A 16,560-nucleotide genomic window follows, 5' to 3' on the forward strand; every position below is an offset into this window, starting at 1 on the left:
GGGGGGGGGGGGGGGGGGGGGGGGGGGGGGGGGGGGGGGGGGGGGGGGGGGGAGGCGGGGGGGGGGGGGGGGGGGGGGGGGGGGGGGGGCCTGCTCCCCCCCCCCCCCCCCCCCCCCCCGCGGCGCGTCCGCCCGGGTCTCAGAACAGGCGCACCCTCTCAGAACAGGCTCAGCAGGGCCTCCGCCGGATCCACCGCCGTCGACTCCCCGTCGGGCAGGGCGAGTTCGAACCATACGGTCTTGCCGCGCGGAGTACGGCGGCTGCCCCAGCCCTCGCTCAGCAGTCCGACCAGCTGGAGCCCGCGGCCGCCCTCGTCGGTGTCGCGGGCGCGGCGGCGGCGCGGCTGGGCGAGATCGGCGTCCCAGACCTCGCAGACCAGCGACCGGTCCAGCAGCAGCCGCAGCCGGATCTCGCCGTGGCCGTGCCGCAGTGCGTTGGTCACCAGCTCGCTGACCAGCAGCTCCGTGGTGTCGACCAGGTCCTGAAGGCCCCAGTCGGTGAGCTGGTCACGGGCCAGTTCGCGGGCGCGGGCCACCGAACGCGCCTCCGGCGCCAGATTCCAGTCGCCCACCGCGTCCTTGGGCAGCCCCTGCACCCGCGCCATCAGCAGCGCGATGTCGTCCTCGCCGTGCGAGGTGTCCAGGGCGTTCAGGACGTGGTCGCAGGCGTCCTCCAGCGGGCGGTCGGCGCCCGAGAGGGCCGTACGGAACGCCCGCAGCCCCTCGTCCAGCGGATGGTGGCGGGACTCCACCAGACCGTCGGTGTAGAGCGCCAGCAGCGCACCGTCCGGCAGCTCGACCTCGATCTCCTCGAACGGCTCCCCGCCGACGCCCAGCGGCATCCCCGGGGGGACGTCGAGCAGCAGCGCGTCCTCCCCGTCCTCGACCAGGACCGGCGGCAGATGCCCGGCGTTGGCGATCGTGCAGCGCCGGGTGACCGGGTCGTAGACGGCGTAGACGCAGGTGGCGAGGTAGACCTCGGAGAGGTCGGCGGTACGGGCCGAGCGCCCCGTCTCGGGCGTCCCGTCGGCGGTTCCGGACCGGCCGCGGGCGGACCGGGACTGGGACCGGCCGTCGCCGTCGCCGCCGAGCCCGCGGGCGATCTCGTCCAGCGCCGAGAGCACCTCGGCCGGTTCCAGGTCCAGCAGCGCCAGCGTGCGGACGGCGGTGCGCAGTTCGCCCATGGCCACGGCGGCGCGCAGTCCGCGCCCCATGACGTCGCCGACGACCAGGGCCGTGCGGTGGCCGGGGAGCTCGATGACATCGAACCAGTCGCCGCCGACCTCGGTGGCGGTGGTGCCGGGCAGATAGCGGCAGGCGATGTCCAGCCCGGCCGCCTCCGGGTCGCCGGGCGGCAGCAGACTGCGCTGCAATATCAGCGCGCGTTCGTGCTCCCGGCGGTAGAGGCGGGCGTTGTCGATACAGACCGCGGCGCGCGCGGCCAGCTCCACGGCGAGCGCGGTGTCGCGCTCCCCGAAGGGCTCACTGCCCTTCGTACGGGAGAACTGCACCAGCCCGACGACCGTGTCCCTGGCGACCATCGGCACGGCGAGGGTGGAGTGCACCACCGCGCCGAGCTCCGGCCCCTCGTCGCTCTCCCGGGCCGGGATGATCTGTGCCTGGGCGGTGCGCAGGGCGCCCGCGCAGGGGGAGTTGAAGGGGTAGCGGTGGACGGCGCCGACCGCGACCGGGCCGGGTGCGTCGCCGAGGACACCGGGGGCGGTGGCGAGCGGGGCGTCCGAGACGGCGCTGGCGAAGGCGACCCGGCGCAGCTCGGCGCTGCCGTCGCTGGTGCCGGGCGGGGCCTCGTCACCGGACAGCAGGCCCTGGTAGAGGTCCACCGAGGCCAGATCGCAGAACTGCGGGACGGCGACGTCCAGCAGCGTGCGGGCGGTGGTCTCCAGGTCGAGGGAGTTGCCTATCCGGGCGCCGGCCTCGTTGAGCAGGGCGAGGTTACGGCGGGCGTTGGCGGCCTCGCGCTCGGCCCGGCGCCGGCCGGTGACATCGGCGGCGAGCGCCGCGACACCGATGGGGCGGCCGCTGGCGCCGTGCAGCCGGTAGAGCGACACCGACCAGCGGCGGCGGTCCTCGTCGCCGGACGCCAGGCCGACCAGCTGCATCTCGGCGACCGGCTCACCGGTGTCCAGGACGCGGCGCAGCGCGACGGTCATCCGCTCGGCCTCGGACCGGGGCAGGAAGTCGTGCGGACCGCAGCCGCGGTACTTGCTCGCCGGGCCGCCGAAGACCGAGGCGAACCGCTCGTTGACCCGCAGCAGCTTCAGGTCCGTGCCGAACAGGGTGAAGCCCATGGGAGATTGACCGAAAACCGCCTGCGAGGCGGCGAGGTCGGTTTCGATGCCGCGCAGCGCCCGGACATCGACGACCAGACAGACCGCGGCGCGTTCACCGTCCTCGTTGCGGGACGGCATCACATAGATCTCGGCGAGGCCGTCGGCCGTGCCGTTCGTTTCCCTGCGGTAGGGCACCAGGCCGGTCCACTCCCGGCCGTCGAGTATCTCGGACACCTTGCGGTGCCCGGTCTCCCGCAACTCCCGGGGGACGAACGCCTCGACGGGGTCCTTGCCGAGCGCGTAACGGGCGGGGATGCCGAGCATCTGCTCCGCGCGCTCGCTCCACTGCTCGATCCGCCCGTCGGGGCCGAGCGAGAAGGAGGCCACCCGGATGTAGTCGTAGATCGATCCGGGCCGGCTGCTCTGCCATACGGGCGGACCTTGCAGTTCGCGCAGGGGCGGACGGCCACCTGGGTCGCCGGGGCTGTCCGCACCGCCCTGACCTTCGGCCTGCGCGGGTTCTGCCCCGCCAGATGACATCTTGCTCACGAGCCCCGTCCCCTCCAGCTCATCGTGCCCGGACCGGACCAGCTCGAGTATCCAATACCCCGGCTATCCGGAACACGGTCTTCACGATCACAGCACAGTCTCGATCGCAGCCCAGCGACAAAATGTCGATGGAATGGCAACGATCAGGACTTTCACCAGTCTCCTAACCAGCCACCGACAGCTCGAACCACACTGTCTTACCGCTCTTTCCGCGCCGGGTCCCCCAACGTCGCGAACTGCACGCGACCAGCTGCAATCCTCGGCCTCCCTCGTCATCGGGAGCGGCGTCGCGCTCCAGCGGCGGGTCGGGCAGCGGATCGGATACCTCGACGAGCAGCCCGTCGGAGCTGATCAGTACCATGCGGACCCCGATCGGCCCGCTGGCATGGCGCAGGGAGTTGGTGACGAGCTCGCTGACGAGTAGTACGGCCATATCGGCGGCGCCGTTCAGGCCCCAGTCGTCCATGACCCGCCGGACGGCCGTGCGGGCGGTGCGCACCGCTCCGGGGTCGGCCGGAAAGCTCCATTCAGCGGTGGCGGAACCGGCGGCCTTGCTGCGCCTGCGAGCGCTGCCGGAGCCAGGCTCAGGGACCCCTGCCGCTGCGCTGTCGCTCACGCCGATCACATCCCAGCACGATGGCGTCCCCGTCGTCTTGTCTGCGTCGAGGGGGTCAATCTGGACATACCCGGTATCCCGCCCCGCATATCGCCTACGGCCGTGCACTGTGGCACAAATGAAACATATTGCTGTGGGGGGCTGGTGATCCGGGCGCAGACGAGGGCGGATGCGGGCAGGGGCGGGCGGGGCGCAGGCAGGGAGCGGACATAGCCGGGGCGCAGGCAGGGAGCGGGCACGGTGGGACCGGCTACGACTCGTTACCGCCGTACGCCCGTCGCCCCGGCCGGGGTCGCCAGTCGGCGCATCGCCTCGGCGACCGCCGGGCGGTCCTGGTCCAGCCAGTCGACCTGGTTCTCCTCGCCGGGCAGCAGCCAGCGCAGCTCGTCATGATCCTGGAGCGGCCGCGGCTCCCCGGACAGCAGCCGGGCCGTCCACACCTGAAGGACATAGCCGGGGCGCAGTATCCACTCGCCCGGAATCCGCTCCAGGGCCGCGGCCTCGACACCCAGCTCCTCGCGCAGCTCACGCTCCAGCGCCTGCTCGGGTGTCTCGTCGTCCTCCACCTTGCCGCCGGGCAGCTCCCAGCGGCCGGCCAGCGCGGGCGGTGCGCTGCGCCGTGCGGCCAGCAGCCGCCCGCGCTCGCACACCGCTCCGCCCACCACTACGCGCACGGTCGTCATGCGCGGCAGCCTACGTGCCCCGCTCTGGTCCCGCTTCTCGCCCGTCGCCCCTCAGGTCGCCGCCCGGTCGGCCTTCTCGACCACGTAGAGCTGCTGACGGCCGCGCGTCTCCAGCCGGTCGGCCACCCGCTCCGCCTCCGCGCGGGTGGCATACCGGCCCACGCGATAGCGGTTGCCCCCTTCGTCCTGGCGGATGACGAGCCAGGGGAGCACGGCTCCACCCTCAGTCATTGCGCCCCTCCGTCCGCCGGATAGCGCGCCGTCACGCGCTCCTGGTCTGCTGATGCCGAAATCGCAATCCGCATATGCCCGAGCGTACGCCCGACCTTCACTCAGCGGATATGGATTTACACAAAGAGGTACCGAACCGGCCACCCGCGGGCCCCGGCGAACCGGAAGCGGCCTGCGAGTGGCCGGTGGGGCCCGAGGGGCTCGGGCAGACGTATCGGCGCCGACGGCGCGGGAGCGGGGCTCAGGACCCGACGGAGACCTTGTCCCCTTCGGTCTCCTTGGCAGCCTCGGCCGCCTCGGCCTCTTCCGCCGCCTGGATCTCGGCCTCGGCCTGGATCAGCGTCGGGTTGCGCCAGGAGCTGCGCACGCCCCAGTAGTAGAAGGCCAGTCCGAGCAGGGCGACCAGGACGATGTCCCAGCCCTCGGGCAGATAGCCCTTACCGCCGAACTCCTTGCCGCCCATGTACGAAACGGCGGCCATGACCAGCAGATACGCCACCATCCAGGCACCGGCCTTCAGGTGCGGGCGCAGCGCGGCCCACGGCTTGCGGCCCTGGGTCAGCGGCTTGCCGATCTCGTACCAGGCCCAGACCGGGAGTCCGACGGCCATGATCAGGATGACCTTGCCGGTGAGCGGCCAGCGGCCCCAGTAGAGAACCAGCGAGCCGAAGATCATCGCGATCGGCGCGATCACCGGCATCGCCTTCAGCTGCACCGGGCGCTTGAGGTTCGGCGAGACGCGGCGCAGCGACATCACCGCGACCGGGCCGGTGATGTACGAGATGACCGTGGCCACCGAGACGATCTCGGCGAGCGAGCCCCAGCCGCGGAAGACCGCGAGGAACAGGAAGGCGATCACGAGGTTGAGCAGCAGTGCCGGGCGCGGCACACCGGTCTTCTTGTCCACCTTGCCGAAGATGCCCGGCAGATGACCGTTCTCCTGCACACCGTGGATCATGCGGGAGGTGGTGGCCGCGTAGATCATGCCGGTGCCGGACGGCGAGACAAAGGCGTCCGCGTACAGCAGCAGCGCCAGCCAGTTCAGGCCCCAGGCGATGGCGAGGTCGGCGAGCGGCGAGTTGAAGCCGAGACCGGCCCAGCCGCCGCCGGCGGCCAGCTTGTCGCCGGGCACCGCCATCAGGAACGCGACCTGGAGGGCGACATAGATGACCAGCGCGATCACGATCGACCAGATGACGGCCTTCGGCAGCGACTTGCCGGGGTTACGGGCCTCGGCGGCGAGGTTCAGCGGGGACTGGAAGCCGTTGTAGGCCCAGACGATGCCGGACACCGCGACGGCGGTGAAGACCGAGCTCCAGCCGTTGGGCGTGAAGCCGCCGTGGTGAACGATGTTGCTGGTGTCGAAGTGCGCCAGCATCAGCGCGCCCGCGGTCATGGCCGGGACGACGACCTTGAAGACCGTGATCGCGGTGTTGGTCTTCGCGAACAGCGAGATCGCGAACCAGTTGAGGAAGAAGTAGAAGATCAGCAGCACGCTGGCGAGCCCGACACCGGTGCCGGTCAGCTCCTTGCCGTCGTACAGCGCCTTCGCCCAGCCGAAGTCCCAGGAACTCATGTACTGGACGGAGGCGGTGGCCTCACCCGGGATGACCGAGACGATCGCGATCCAGTTCGCCCAGGCCGCGAGGTAGCCGGCGAGCGAGCCGTGGGAGTACTGGCCGTAGCGGACCATGCCGCCGGCCTTGGGGAACATCGAGCCGAGCTCGGTGTAGGTGAGGGCGATCGTCAGAGCGACCAGCGCTCCGATGACCCAGGCGAGGATCGCGGCGGGGCCGGCGATGGCGGCGGCCCGCTCGGCTCCGAAGAGCCAGCCGGAACCGATGATGGACCCGAGACCAGTGGCGGTCAGGGCAATGGTCCCGAGGGACCGACGGTAGTTCGAGTGCGCGCCCTGCTCCGCACTCGGGGTCTTCGTCGTGCTCACGTGCTGGTCTCCTGGTCTTCCCCCGTGCCGTGCACAAACTTCGCCATCGTAAGAGCGAATCGGACGGTCGACTTCCCCCACCCGGCCAAAAATCCCGCGCAGTTGAGCGTCTGTGGGGTATCCCACACCGGGCTGCGGGCGGCATTTACCAATAAAGAGGTCAAAATGGGGCACCAACCTGAGAACCAAAGGCAAGCTGAGTGCGTCTAGGCGACACACACAGGGCACCGAACCACCACACCATCTACTTCACAGGCAGGTGGTAGGCGACCCGATAGCGGTCCGCGAGGGTGACGACATCGGCCGTCTCGACCGGCCGGCCGCCCGCGAAATACGTCCGCGAGACGACCAGCACCGCATGCCCCGGCACCCCGCCCAGCGTCATCGCCTCCTCCGCCAGCGACGGCCGCGCACCGACCTCCTCGACGACGTTGTCCACCACCACATCGATGGCCGCCATCCGCTCGACCACCCCGCGGCCCGCCAGCGGCCCCTCCTCCGGCAGCATCACCGGCGTCCGCCCGGTCACCTCCAGGGGCTCCCACGAGGTCGAGAGCATCGACGGCTCCCCCTCCGCCCGGAAGACATAGCGCGTGCGCATCACCTTGGCCCCGTGCGGGATGCGCAGCCGGGCCGCGACCACCGGACCGGCCGCCTCCTGTGCGCTGCTGGACTCCCAGGTGCCCCGCACCCGCTCGTCCGTCTGCTCCTGCCGGAAGGGCGTACAGCCACCGGCCGAATGGAAGCCGACGCGGGCGATCCGGCGCGGGACGGGCTGTTCGCGCACATAGGTCCCCGACCCCGAGCGGCCCTCGACCAGCCCTTCGGCCATCAGGACCTTGCGCGCCTCCAGGGCGACGGTGTCCGAGACCCCGTACTCCTCGCGGATGCGCGCCTGGGAGGGAAGGCGGGTGTGCGGCGGCAGCACCCCATCGACGATCTTCTGGCGCAGGTCGCCGGCGACGCGGAGGTACGCGGGCTGCTCACCGAAAGGCACATGCCCCTCCCAACAGCTTGACAGTCAGCAACAGCGTGACAACCGCGCGTTGCCGACCGCAACCTTGGGCCAGATGTTCACCTGATGTGATGAAACCCAGCTCAGCGCGTGTATGAGGCGAGATCAGGCTCCACCGGGCCCCGCACCCCCACCCCGCGCCACCCCACTGGTTCTTTCCACCCGGGTGGACGCGACCCATACATGTCACGATCGAAACGGGACCACGTTCGAAGGACACGTCCGAAACGGCATACCGAACACGGCACGGCCCGGCACGAAGACGCCGCACCAGGAACGCGGAACGCGGCATCAGGACGGGAAGGAAGGGACCCCATGCCCGCCGAACCCCAGCTCTCCCCCATGCCCAGGGACTGGCAGCGGGCGCTCGCCGTCGTCGCCCACCCGGACGACCTCGAATACGGCGCCGCGGCCGCCATCGCCGAATGGACCGGCGCCGGGCGGCAGGTCAGCTATCTCCTGGTCACCCGTGGCGAGGCCGGTATCGACGGGCTCGCACCCGCCGAGTGCGCCGCGATCCGCGAGACCGAGCAGCGGGCCGGTGCCGCGCTCGTCGGCGTCCACACCGTCGAATTCCTCGACCGCCACCACGACGGGGTGATCGAGGCCGGCCCGGCGCTGCGCCGCGATCTGGCCGCGGCCATCCGCCGCCATCGCCCGGAGCTCCTGGTCACCCTCAACCACCACGACACCTGGGGCGGCATCCAATGGAACAGCGCGGACCACCGGGTGGTGGGGCGCGCCGTCCTGGACGCGGCGGGCGACGCCGGCAACCGCTGGATCTTTCCCGAGCTCGCCGGCGCCCAGGGGCTGGCGCCCTGGAACGGCGTGCGCTGGGTGGCCGTGGCGGCCTCCCCGCACCCCACGCACGCCGCCGAAGTGGGCCCCGGCATCGACCGCGCGGTCGACTCACTGGCGGCCCACAGCACCTATATCAAGGGCCTGGGCGGCTCCCAGCAGGACCCACGCGCGTACGCCCGCAGCTTCATCGAGCAGACGCTGCGCAACGGCGGCGAACGCTACCGGGGCCGCCCCGCCACCCTCTTCCAGCTCTTCCCCCGCTGAGGATCACGGCCTCCCCGGAAGCCCGCGCACGAACCCGGACACCAGCTCCGCGACTTCCCCGGGCCGTTCCAGCAGCATCGCGTGCGTGCCGTCCACTCCGGCGACGGTCACCTGCGGCCGGGTCCGCGCCAGTTCGGCCAGGTCACGGGCCAGCCCCCGCACATAGGCCGCCATCATCTCGTCGAACCACAGGGGCATGCCAGGCACCGACGGGTTGGGGCGCAGCGCGCGGGCGATCAGCAGCGGCCGGGTCACCCGCCGGTAGAGCGCGAACAGATCGATGTCCGCCATCGCCTGCTGCGTCTCCCGCGCCTGCCGCCGCCCCGGCCGCAGGAAGAGCTGCCCGTCCGCCGTCTCGCCCAGGGACCGCCGTACGCCGGCCTCCATCAGCTCCGCCGGAATGCCCAACTCCGCCGCCACGCCCACCTGATAGTCGAGGACCGCGTCCAACGCCTCGGGCGGGAAGGGCCGTCCGCCGGCCTCCTCCGCGAACTTCCGTGCCTCCCCGAGCCGTTGCCGCACCGTGGCGGCGTCCAGTCCCACGTACTGCTCCGGCCGCCCCATCCCGTGCCCGTCGAGGTTCACCGCCGCCGGCACGCCCCCGTCCCGCTCCAGGAAGTGCGCGGCGATCATCCCGCCCAGCGAATGCCCCACCACCACGGCGTCCGGCGCCCCGCACGCCGCCAGCACCGCCGTCACATCGTCGGCCGCCACCTCGAAGGTCCACGGCACCGCGCCGTCCCCCGACCGCCCGTGCCCCCGCAGATCCATCGCCCACACCCGGTGCCGCTCGGCCAGCAGCGGGGCCACCCGCGCCCAGTCCGCCAGCGTCCGCCCCGCACCGTGCAGCAACAGCACCGCGGAGCCGTCCCCACCGTGATCCCGGACGGCCAGCTCCACACCGTCGGCCGCCCCACACACCAGATCCTCGCCCGCGCTCTTCGTCATGCGTTCACGCTAGGGCCGGAAACGAGCTCCAAGATCATCCGCAAAAGGGATGCCCCGGCCACCCCGTCCGGGTCAGAATGGATCAACCCCCTTTTGCCACCGGCCAGATGTCCGTCCTGTAGGTCCTGGGTGCCCACCCCGGGAGAGACGGTCCGGGCGGCCGCCGGCCGGGCCCGTTCTGTGGGCCGTCGGTGGCACAGCGGGCCGCACCCGCTTGCGCCTCCCGCCGAGTGCCCCCACGGCCCTGAACAATCGCCTCTGACCAGGACGTATGCATGCGTCTCAGCGGACTGAGGGGAAACGACCGATGGACGGAGCGAGACAGCCGGACCGCAGGGCCCTGCTGGCCGGCGGACTGTTCGCCGCCACGGCGGCACTCACGGGGTGCTCCTCGAAGAGCACCGCCCCGGCAACAGCCGGCGCCTCGCCGCAGGCGCGGCCCACCATGCAGCCCACCACGCGGCCGACCACCCCGGAAGCGGCCTTCACCCGCCTGATGGAAGGCAACCGGCGCTGGGTGAGCGGCGACCTCCAGCACCCCGACCGGGATCCGGACCGGCGCGAGTTCGTGGCCCAGGAGCAGAAGCCTTTCGGGTCGGTGCTCGCCTGCATCGACTCCCGGGTGCCGCCGGAGCTCCTCTTCGACACCGGCCTGGGCGACCTCTACGTGATGCGCACGGGCGGCGAGGCGGTCGGCCCGGTGGTCACGGGCTCCGTCGAGTACGGGCCCATGACCAGCGGAACCCCCCTCATCGTGGTCCTCGGCCACCAGCGCTGCGGCGCCGTCGAGGCCTCGTACACCTCGCTCAAGGAGGGCAAGCCGCTGCCCGGCAACCTGGAGGCCATCGCCCGCGCCCTGCGCCCGGCCTACGAACAGACGGTCCGGGAAGGCGGCAGCGACCCGGTCGACACCATGGCCCGCGCCCAGGTCACCCTGACCGCCGACAGCCTCCGCTCCAACCAGGACCTGGCCCCGCTCGTACGCAAAGGCACCCTCGCCGTGGTCGGCGCCTACTACTCGCTCGACACCGGCAAGGTGGAGGTCCTGTCGGGCGCGCCGTCCTGACCTGCCGTACGGGCCTGCAGGGGACTGCCGCGGCCTGCCGGGGTCTGCCGGTTCAGGCCGCGGGGAGCTCCGCCCACCAGGTGATGCCGCCCGGGTGGACCCGGGTGCCGCACTCGGTCGCCAGGGCGGTGATGATGTCGAGCCCGCGGCCGTGCTCGCCCGGGCAGGGGTCGACGGCCGGCCGCCGGTCCGCCGCCGCGGGCCCCGCGTCGGTCACCTCGACGCGCAGGGCACCGCGCCCGCCGGCCCCGCCCCGTGACAGCCGCAGCACCGCCGGCGGCAGGGCGTGCACCACCGCGTTGGTGATCAGCTCCGAGATCACCAGGAGCGCGTCCTCGGTGTGGTCCGGGGTCAGGTTCCAGTCGGCCAGGACCGTACGCACCCTGCGGCGTACGACCGAGACGGCCTCGGGGATGTGCGGCAGCGGGCAGACATGTTCGTCCGCCTCCGGAACCACCACGTCAAGCTGTGCCGTCATGCCTTCACCTCCGAGCCCCCTGCCGGCTGGACGCCGGGCTTGAAAGGGACGCTATGGCGGACGGTGAAGGCGGTCAATGAACGGCGGTCGGCATTACCGAACGCCGGATCCCGGGCGGCCGTCCCTCCCGGCAGATGCCGACCTCGGGACTACGATTGCCTCATGGCCGGCCCGGTCCAGTCGATCGAACGGGCGGCGGCGATCCTGCGTCTGCTCGCCAGTGGGCCCCGTCGGCTCGGACTGGGCGAGGTGGCCGCGTCGCTCGGACTGGCGAAGGGCACCACGCACGGCATTCTGCGCACCCTCCAGAACGTCGACTTCGTCGAGCAGGACGCGGCGACCGGGAAGTACCACCTCGGGGCCGCACTGCTGCACCTGGGCACCAGCTACCTCGACGTCAACGAGCTGCGGTCGCGCTCCATCAACTGGGCCGACGCACTGGCCGCCCGCAGCGGGGAGGCGGTCCGGCTGGGCGCCCCCCTGGAGGGCAGAGTGCTCATCGTCCACCACGTCTTCCGCCCCGACGACACCCTCCAGACCCTGGATGTGGGCGCACTGCTGCCCCTGCACGCCTCCTCGCTCGGCAAGGTGCTGCTGGCGTTCGGCAGCGTGCCGCTGGAGCCGGCCGCGGAGGCCGGGCTGGAGGCGTACACCCGGCACACCCTGGTCGACCCCGAGCGCCTCACCCGGGCGCTGGCCGAGGTCCGGGAGCTGGGGTGGGCTGCCGAGGTGCAGGAGATGACCATGGGCGAGGCCGGTATCGCCGCGCCGATCCGGGGCCATGGCGGCCTCGTGGTCGGCGCCATCGGCGCCTCCGGCACGGTCGAGCGGATCTGCGACGCCAAGGGCGTTCCGCAGCCGGCCCTGGTCAGCCAGGTCCGCCACGCCGCCCAGGCGATCTCCAGAGACCTGGGGGCCGCCCGCTGGTAGACCCGACGCCCTTATGCCCCGTAACGGGAGGCTGATCATGGTTGAGCGGTATGTGATGTCCATCGACCAGGGCACCACCTCCACCCGATGCATCCTGTTCGACCACCAGGGGCGGCTGGTGTCGGTCGCCCAGCGGGAGCACCACCAGCACTTCCCCCGGCCCGGGTGGGTCGAGCACGACGCCGTCGAGATCTGGCACACGCTTGAGCGCGTGGTGCCGCAGGCGCTCTCCGACGCCGAGATCAGCCCCGACGAGGTCGCCGCCATCGGGATCGCCAACCAGCGCGAGACGACCGTGCTGTGGGACCGGCGTACGGGGACCCCGCTGGTCAGGGCGATCGTCTGGCAGGACACCCGTACGGCACCGCTGGTCGAGGAGCTCAGAAGCCGGCCCGGTGACGACTTCTTCGTCCGGCGCTGCGGTCTGTCCCCCTCCACGTACTTCTCCGCCCCCCGGATCCGCTGGCTGTTCGACCATGTCGACGGGCTGCGGCAGCGCGCCGAGGACGGCGAGGTGCTGTTCGGCACGATGGAGAGCTGGCTGATCTGGAACCTCACCGGCGGGCCGGCCGGCGGCGTGCACCTCACCGACGTCACCAACGCCAGCCGCACCATGCTCATGAACATCAGCACGCTCGACTGGGACCAGGAGCTGCTGGAGTTCTTCGGGGTCCCCCGCCCGATGCTCCCGGAGATCCGCTCCTCGGCCGAGACCTACGGAGTCGCCCGTTCCGTCCTCCCGGGTGTCCGTATCACCGCGGCACTCGGTGACCAGCAGGCGGCGCTGTTCGGACAGACCTGCTTCGCGCCCGGCGAGGCGAAGTGCACCTACGGAACCGGCAGCTTCCTGCTGCTCAACACCGGCACCGACCTCGTACGGTCCCGGAACGGACTGCTCACCACCGTCGCCTACAAGATCGAGGACCAGCCCGCGGTCTACGCACTCGAAGGCCCGATCGCGGTCACCGGCGCGCTGGTCCAGTGGTTCCGCGACCGGCTGGGGCTGATCAGCACCGCCCCCGAGATCGAGACGCTCGCGCGCGCCGTCGAGGACAACGGCGGCTGCTACATCGTCCCGGCGTTCTCCGGGCTGTACGCGCCGCACTGGCGCAGCGATGCCCGCGGCGTCATCGTCGGCCTCACCTCGTACATCACCAAGGAGCACCTGGCCCGGGCGGTGCTGGAGGCCACCGGCTGGCAGACCCGGGAGGTGGTCGACGCCATGAACGCCGACTCCTCGCTCGCCCTGAAGGTGCTCAAGGTGGACGGCGGTATGACGTCCGACAACCTCCTCATGCAGTTCCTGGCCGACGTGCTCGATGTGCCCGTGGTGCGCCCCATGGCCGTCGAGACGGTCTCCCTGGGCGCCGCGTACGCCGCCGGCCTCGCCGCCGGCTACTGGCCCGACCTGGAGGTCCTGCGCCGCAACTGGCACCGGGCCGCGCAGTGGCTGCCGGACATGGACCCCGAGCGGCGGCAGTCGGAGTACGAGAACTGGAAGCGGGCGGTAGAGCGCGCACTCGGCTGGATCCGCCGGCCGGACCCGCCCTGACGACTCGTCACCAACGAGGTGAGCCACACTGCGTGGCTCCCCGGACACAGCGGGCCGATGTCCCTGTTCCGTAAGGAGGCAAGGCGTTCCACAGCGCCCTCGCGGCGGCTCTGATGGAACGCATGAAACCGCGCCTCTCGCGTCTCTCGCGTCTCTCTCGCCCGGTGTTCAAAGGCAGACTCCATGACGCCCGCACGGCGACCTCGATCGGCCGGTGGCTGGGGCCGGCGTTCGCCGTGTGCTTCCTCACCGGACTGATCAGCCACGTCATGCAGCATCCACCGGACTTGCTGGTCAACGGCCTCCCCAGCCGCCCGTCGTGGGGATACCGCCTCACCCAGGGCCTGCACGTCGCCTCCGGCATCGCGGCCATCCCCTTGCTGTTGGCCAAGCTGTGGACCGTATATCCACGGCTGTTCGAACGCCCGCCACTGCGGTCGGTCCAGCACGCCCTGGAGCGGCTGTCGATCGCCGTGCTGGTGGCAGGAGCCGTCTTCGAGCTGGCGACCGGACTGCTGAACACGGCCCAGTGGTACCCCTGGCCGTTCTCGTTCGTGCCGGTGCACTACGCCGTGGCCTGGCTGGTCATCGGGGCAATGGTGCTGCACCTTGCGCTCAAAGCCCCGGAGATCCGGGCACACTGGAGCCGGCGGTCCCCCGGCACGCTCACCCTGCCCGTGCAGGACGGACCCGACCGGCGCTCCCTGCTGGCCGCGGTGGGCGCAGCGGTCGGGGCCGTCACCCTGACCACCGTGGGCCAGTCCGTCACCCCGCTGAAGGACTTCATCCTGTTCGCACCGCGCCACCCGGACCAGGGCCCACAGTCCCTGCCCGTCAACCGCACGGCTGCCGCGGCCGGCGTCGGCCGGATCGCCGACGAGGAGTACCGCCTGGTGGTGGACGGTCCGCAGGGGTACACCCTGACGCTGGACGAGCTGCGCGCCCTGCCACAGCACGAGGTGGAGCTGCCGATCGCCTGTGTGGAGGGCTGGAGCAAGTCGGCGCACTGGAAGGGTGTCCGCGTCGCCGACCTGCTGGAGCGTGCGGGCTCGCCGCCGCACGCGCGGGTGCGGGTGACGTCCTTGCAGCTGCGCGGCGGCTACCGGGTGTCAGAGATGGGCCATGAACACGCCCGCGACCCCCTGACCTTGCTCGCCCTGCGCCTCAACGGAACGGAACTCGACCCCGACCACGGCTACCCGGCACGGCTCATCGCCCCGAACCGCCCCGGAGTACTCCAGACCAAGTGGGTCGGCCGACTGGAGGTCCTGACATGACGGTGCTGCGTGCCCTGGCGGGCCTGGCCGGCTTGACCCTCATGGGCGTCGGGGCGTCCTTGCTGGTGAACGTCCGCGAACTGACCGGCGTGCTGGCCTGGTTGGGCGCAGCAGTGGCGCTGCACGACGCGTTGCTCGCGCCGCTGGTGCTGCTGGTGGGGATGGCGCTGGTGCGGGGTGGTGTGCGCGGTGGTGTGCGCGGGCCGGTTCGTGGCGCTTTGATGGTCGCGGGCACGTTGACCCTGGTCGCCCTGCCCGTGCTGCTGCGCCCGGGGCCGAGGGCCAACTCCTCGGTGCTGCCACTGGACTACGCGCGCAACTGGCTGGTCGCGATGGTGGGCGTGGTTGTGGTGACGGCAATCGTGGTGGGCGCCCGGCGTTTCACCGGCGGAACGGCAACGGGGCCGGCCCCGAAGGGGGCCGACCCCGAATGACGTGCACAGTGGCCGGATCGCTACATCGATGCCGCGTCGGGCATCAGACGTTGAACCGGAACTCCACCACATCCCCGTCCTGCATCACATAGTCCTTGCCCTCCATGCGGGCCTTGCCGGCTGCGCGGGCGTCGGCTACTGAGCCGGTTTCTACGAGGTCGGCGAAGGAGATGACCTCGGCCTTGATGAAGCCCTTTTGGAAGTCGGTGTGGATGACGCCGGCGGCCTCGGGGGCGGTGGCGCCCTTCTTGATGGTCCAGGCGCGGGTTTCCTTGGGGCCGGCCGTGAGGTAGGTCTGCAGGCCGAGGGTGTTGAAGCCGACGTGGGCGAGGGTGGCGAGGCCGGGCTCTTCCTGGCCGACGGACTGGAGGAGTTCCAGGGCCTCGTCCTCGTCCAGCTCGGCGAGGTCGGCCTCCAGCTTGGCGTTCAGGAAGATCGCCTCGGCGGGGGCGACCAGGGCGCGCTGCTCGTTCTTGAAGTCCTCGTCGGTCAGCTCGTCCTCGTCGACGTTGAAGACGTAGAGGAAGGGCTTGGTGGTGAGGAGGTGGAGGTCGTGGAGGAGCTCCTCCTTGCCCGAGCCCTGGACGATGCCCTGGGAGAAGAGGGTGTCGCCCTTCTCCAGGATCTCCTTGGCGGCCTCGACCGCCGCGACCTTCGGGGCCACGTCCTTCTTGATCCGGGACTCCTTGACCAGGCGCGGCAGCACCTTCTCGATGGTCTGGAGGTCGGCGAGGATCAGCTCGGTGTTGATGGTCTCGATGTCGTCCTTGGGCGAGACCTTGCCGTCGACGTGGACGACGTTCTCGTCCTTGAAGGCGCGGATGACCTGGCAGATCGCATCGGACTCGCGGATGTTCGCGAGGAACTTGTTGCCCAGGCCCTCGCCCTCGGAGGCGCCGCGGACGATGCCGGCGATGTCGACGAAGTCGACGGTGGCGGGGAGGATCTTCTGGGAGGCGAAGATCTCCGCCAGCTTGGCCAGGCGGGGGTCGGGGACGCCGACCACGCCGACGTTCGGCTCGATGGTGGCGAACGGGTAGTTGGCCGCCAGCACGTCGTTCTTGGTCAGGGCATTGAACATGGTCGACTTGCCGACATTCGGCAGACCGACGATTCCGATCGTGAGCGACACGTGGCGACTCGACTTCCGAGCGAGAGGTGGTGGGGTGGGCACGGCCCCGGGAGGGCCGATCCACCAGTCTACGGGGCGGCGGGGACCGAGCGGCCGCCACCGGGACCGGTCCGTGCCCCGCCCGTCCCCGGCCCGTAGCGAACTCGGCCGCAAGCTCGGTGAAAGCGCGTGTCCCGCGACCGGTTAATACCACTTAGCGGCCTACCGTGGCCGGGTGGAGCAACACGAAGCGCGCACGCCCCAGCACAGCCCGCCGCGGTCCGGACGGCCGCCCGCGGGCCAGGACGCCCGGCTCCCGCGCCCAGCGGAGGCCGTGACCCCCGACCCCGACGACGCCTTTCTCTCCGC

Annotated in this window: 15 protein-coding genes; 6 read left to right on the forward strand and 9 right to left on the reverse strand. The window is 71.4% G+C overall.

Annotated elements, in window-relative coordinates; genetic code table 11:
* Positions 1-158 precede the first annotated feature (158 nt).
* The 6 genes from ACZ4XD_RS26585 to ACZ4XD_RS26610 form a co-directional block, all read right to left on the reverse strand.
* On the reverse strand, positions 159-2,831 hold the full coding sequence (locus tag ACZ4XD_RS26585) for a SpoIIE family protein phosphatase (protein ID WP_468046237.1): 2,673 nt from the start codon (positions 2,829-2,831) through the stop codon (positions 159-161).
* Positions 2,832-3,003: 172 nt separating this feature from the next.
* On the reverse strand, positions 3,004-3,465 hold the full coding sequence (locus ACZ4XD_RS26590; protein ID WP_423602795.1) for an ATP-binding protein: 462 nt from the start codon (positions 3,463-3,465) through the stop codon (positions 3,004-3,006).
* Between the two features lie 251 nt (positions 3,466-3,716).
* The gene (locus tag ACZ4XD_RS26595) at positions 3,717-4,139 is read right to left on the reverse strand and encodes a (deoxy)nucleoside triphosphate pyrophosphohydrolase (protein WP_235465514.1); all 423 of its coding nucleotides are present in this window, start codon (positions 4,137-4,139) and stop codon (positions 3,717-3,719) included.
* A 51-nt stretch (positions 4,140-4,190) separates the two neighbouring features.
* Complete coding sequence (locus ACZ4XD_RS26600; RefSeq protein ID WP_018089368.1) at positions 4,191-4,370, reverse strand: SPOR domain-containing protein; 180 nt, start codon at positions 4,368-4,370, stop codon at positions 4,191-4,193.
* Between the two features lie 241 nt (positions 4,371-4,611).
* Positions 4,612-6,315 (reverse strand): APC family permease, encoded by a 1,704-nt coding sequence (locus tag ACZ4XD_RS26605; protein ID WP_468046096.1) that lies wholly within the window; start codon positions 6,313-6,315, stop codon positions 4,612-4,614.
* Between the two features lie 244 nt (positions 6,316-6,559).
* Positions 6,560-7,312 carry a GntR family transcriptional regulator gene (locus tag ACZ4XD_RS26610; RefSeq protein WP_468046098.1) on the reverse strand — a complete coding sequence of 251 codons (753 nt, stop codon included), beginning with the start codon at positions 7,310-7,312 and terminating at the stop codon, positions 6,560-6,562.
* A 333-nt stretch (positions 7,313-7,645) separates the two neighbouring features.
* Between ACZ4XD_RS26610 and ACZ4XD_RS26615 the strand changes: the two genes are divergently transcribed.
* A complete protein-coding gene (locus ACZ4XD_RS26615) occupies positions 7,646-8,395 on the forward strand; it encodes a PIG-L deacetylase family protein (RefSeq protein WP_468046100.1) in 750 nt (249 codons plus the stop codon).
* Between the two features lie 3 nt (positions 8,396-8,398).
* On the opposite strand, the gene ACZ4XD_RS26620 is transcribed toward ACZ4XD_RS26615, so the two are convergent.
* Complete coding sequence (locus ACZ4XD_RS26620; RefSeq protein WP_468046102.1) at positions 8,399-9,343, reverse strand: alpha/beta fold hydrolase; 945 nt, start codon at positions 9,341-9,343, stop codon at positions 8,399-8,401.
* Between the two features lie 307 nt (positions 9,344-9,650).
* Here ACZ4XD_RS26620 and ACZ4XD_RS26625 point away from each other — a divergent pair, with 307 nt between their 5' ends.
* On the forward strand, positions 9,651-10,409 hold the full coding sequence (locus ACZ4XD_RS26625) for a carbonic anhydrase (protein WP_468046104.1): 759 nt from the start codon (positions 9,651-9,653) through the stop codon (positions 10,407-10,409).
* A gap of 52 nt (positions 10,410-10,461) precedes the next feature.
* Here ACZ4XD_RS26625 and ACZ4XD_RS26630 read toward each other — a convergent pair whose 3' ends face one another.
* Positions 10,462-10,887: an ATP-binding protein gene (locus tag ACZ4XD_RS26630; RefSeq protein WP_468046106.1), complete on the reverse strand. Its 426-nt coding sequence runs from the start codon at positions 10,885-10,887 to the stop codon at positions 10,462-10,464.
* Positions 10,888-11,049: 162 nt separating this feature from the next.
* On the opposite strand from ACZ4XD_RS26630, the gene ACZ4XD_RS26635 reads away from it, so the two are divergent.
* The 4 genes from ACZ4XD_RS26635 (at position 11,050) to ACZ4XD_RS26650 (ending at position 15,080) form a co-directional block, all read left to right on the forward strand.
* Complete coding sequence (locus ACZ4XD_RS26635; RefSeq protein WP_468046108.1) at positions 11,050-11,817, forward strand: IclR family transcriptional regulator; 768 nt, start codon at positions 11,050-11,052, stop codon at positions 11,815-11,817.
* 37 nt (positions 11,818-11,854) lie between these two features.
* Entirely contained in the window at positions 11,855-13,369 is a 1,515-nt protein-coding gene (gene glpK, locus ACZ4XD_RS26640) for a glycerol kinase GlpK (RefSeq protein ID WP_468046110.1), read from the forward strand.
* A gap of 164 nt (positions 13,370-13,533) precedes the next feature.
* The gene (locus tag ACZ4XD_RS26645) at positions 13,534-14,646 is read left to right on the forward strand and encodes a molybdopterin-dependent oxidoreductase (RefSeq protein WP_468046112.1); all 1,113 of its coding nucleotides are present in this window, start codon (positions 13,534-13,536) and stop codon (positions 14,644-14,646) included.
* Complete coding sequence (locus tag ACZ4XD_RS26650) at positions 14,643-15,080, forward strand: hypothetical protein (RefSeq protein ID WP_468046114.1); 438 nt, start codon at positions 14,643-14,645, stop codon at positions 15,078-15,080. The genes ACZ4XD_RS26645 and ACZ4XD_RS26650 overlap by 4 nt, the downstream gene beginning before the upstream one ends.
* 43 nt (positions 15,081-15,123) lie before the next feature.
* Here ACZ4XD_RS26650 and ychF read toward each other — a convergent pair whose 3' ends face one another.
* A complete protein-coding gene (gene ychF / locus ACZ4XD_RS26655; protein ID WP_468046116.1) occupies positions 15,124-16,212 on the reverse strand; it encodes a redox-regulated ATPase YchF in 1,089 nt (362 codons plus the stop codon).
* Between the last annotated feature and the right edge of the window lie 348 nt (positions 16,213-16,560).

The sequence above is a fragment of the Streptomyces sp. NPDC029466 genome (assembly GCF_055574515.1).